Raw genomic sequence first — 1,888 nt, forward strand, 5'->3', positions numbered from 1 at the left:
GCTCGCCGGCGAGGCGGGCGGCAAGACCCAACCGGCGCGGGCCCGCCCGGACACAGGATTGCCACTGGAAACGGCGCCCGGATTTGTGTAATCGGCCCTCATGAGCCGTTCACTGACAATCGCCCGCCCCGATGACTGGCACCTGCATCTGCGCGACGGCGCGATGCTCGAGGCCGTCCTGCCCGAGACCGCCCGCCATTTCGCGCGGGCCATCGTCATGCCCAACCTGGTGCCGCCGGTGGTCAGCGGCGCCGATGCCGCCGCCTATCGCGACCGGATCCTGGCGGCGCTGCCCGAAGGCATGGCGTTCGAGCCGCTGATGACGCTCTATCTGACCGAAGACACCGACCCGGAAGATGTCGCCGCCGCCCATGCCAGCGGGCTGATCAAGGCGGTCAAGCTCTACCCGGCCGGGGCCACCACCAATTCCGCCTCGGGGGTCTCCGATTTCAACAACGTGCGCGCCACATTGGAGAAAATGGCCGAGATCGGGCTGCCCCTGTGCGTGCATGGCGAGGTCACCGACCGCGAGATCGACATTTTCGACCGCGAGGCCGTGTTCATCGACCGGGTGCTGGATCCGATCCGCAGGGCCACCCCCGGCCTGCGCGTGGTGATGGAGCATATCACCACCAGGAACGGCGCGGATTACGTGATGGCCAACGAGACGGACCTGGGCGCCACGATCACCGTTCAGCACCTGATCCTCGATCGCAACGACATGCTGGTCGGCGGCATGCGCCCGCATTACTACTGCCTGCCGATCCTGAAACGCGGCGAACATCGCGCGGCCTTGCTGGCCGCCGCCACCTCGGGCGACACACGTTTCTTTCTCGGCACCGACAGCGCCCCGCATCCGACCCACGCCAAGGAAAGCGAATGCTGCTCCGCGGGCTGTTTTACCGCGCCCAACGCCCTGTCGATCCTTGCCCAGACCTTCGAAGAGGCCGGCGCCCTGGACAAGCTGCAAGGCTTCACGTCGCTGCACGGGCCGGCCTTTTACCGCATGCCGGTCAACAGCGACACGATCACGCTGCGCAAATCCGAAACGGCCACCCGGTTTCCCGCCAAGATCGACGCCGGCGACCATACTGTCACCGTGTTTGACCCCGGTTTCCCGGTCTTCTGGGACGTGACCTGAGCTTCATCTCTTCCATCAATACTCCCGCCGGAGGCGCCTGCCCCCGCCACCGGCGCCAACCCCAGAGGATGTTCCGATGATCCCCGCCACCTATCCCTCGCAAGAGGAAATCGCCCGCCTAACCGCCCGCATGCTGCTGGAAATCGGCGCGGTGAACTTCAACACCGATGAGCCCTACACGCTGGCCTCGGGCCTGCCCTCGCCGTCCTATATCGACTGCCGCAAGCTGATCTCCTTCCCGCGCATCCGCTCGACCTTGATGGATTTCCTCACCGTCACCGTGATGCGCAACGCCGGTTTCGAGGCCTTCGACAACATCGCCGGTGGCGAGACCGCGGGCATCCCCTTTGCCGCCCTTGTGGCCGAGCGCATGGCGCTGCCGATGACCTATGTGCGCAAGAAGCCCAAGGGCTATGGTCGCAACGCCCGCATCGAGGGCGCCATGTCCGAGGGCGAACGCGTGCTCTTGGTCGAGGACCTGACCACCGACGGCGGCTCGAAACTCAGCTTCGTCGACGCCATCCGCGAGACCGGCGCCAGCTGCGGCCACACGGCGGTGATCTTCTATTACGACATCTTCCCCGAAACCACCAAGACGCTGGGCGATCACGGGGTGGCGCTGCATTACCTCTGCACCTGGTGGGACGTGCTGGCCGAGGCCCGCGCGCAGGACGCCTTCGACGCGGCGACGCTGAACGAGGTCGAGACCTTCCTCAAGGATCCGCGCGCCTGGCAGGAGGCCAACAA

2 protein-coding genes are annotated in these 1,888 nt (G+C 66.1%); both read left to right on the forward strand.

The features are described from left to right. Window positions 1-100: 100 nt before the first annotated feature. Window positions 101-1,141, forward strand: a complete 1,041-nt coding sequence (gene pyrC / locus ABZD10_RS15480) for a dihydroorotase (protein ID WP_372887901.1) — start codon at window positions 101-103, stop codon at window positions 1,139-1,141. Window positions 1,142-1,217: 76 nt separating this feature from the next. Beyond that, the coding region (locus ABZD10_RS15485; protein WP_372887903.1) for an orotate phosphoribosyltransferase at window positions 1,218-1,888 on the forward strand (671 nt) is incomplete at its 3' end.

Origin of the sequence: Shimia sp. (genome assembly GCF_041624275.1) — a bacterium.
In the GTDB taxonomy this organism is placed as follows: domain Bacteria; phylum Pseudomonadota; class Alphaproteobacteria; order Rhodobacterales; family Rhodobacteraceae; genus Shimia.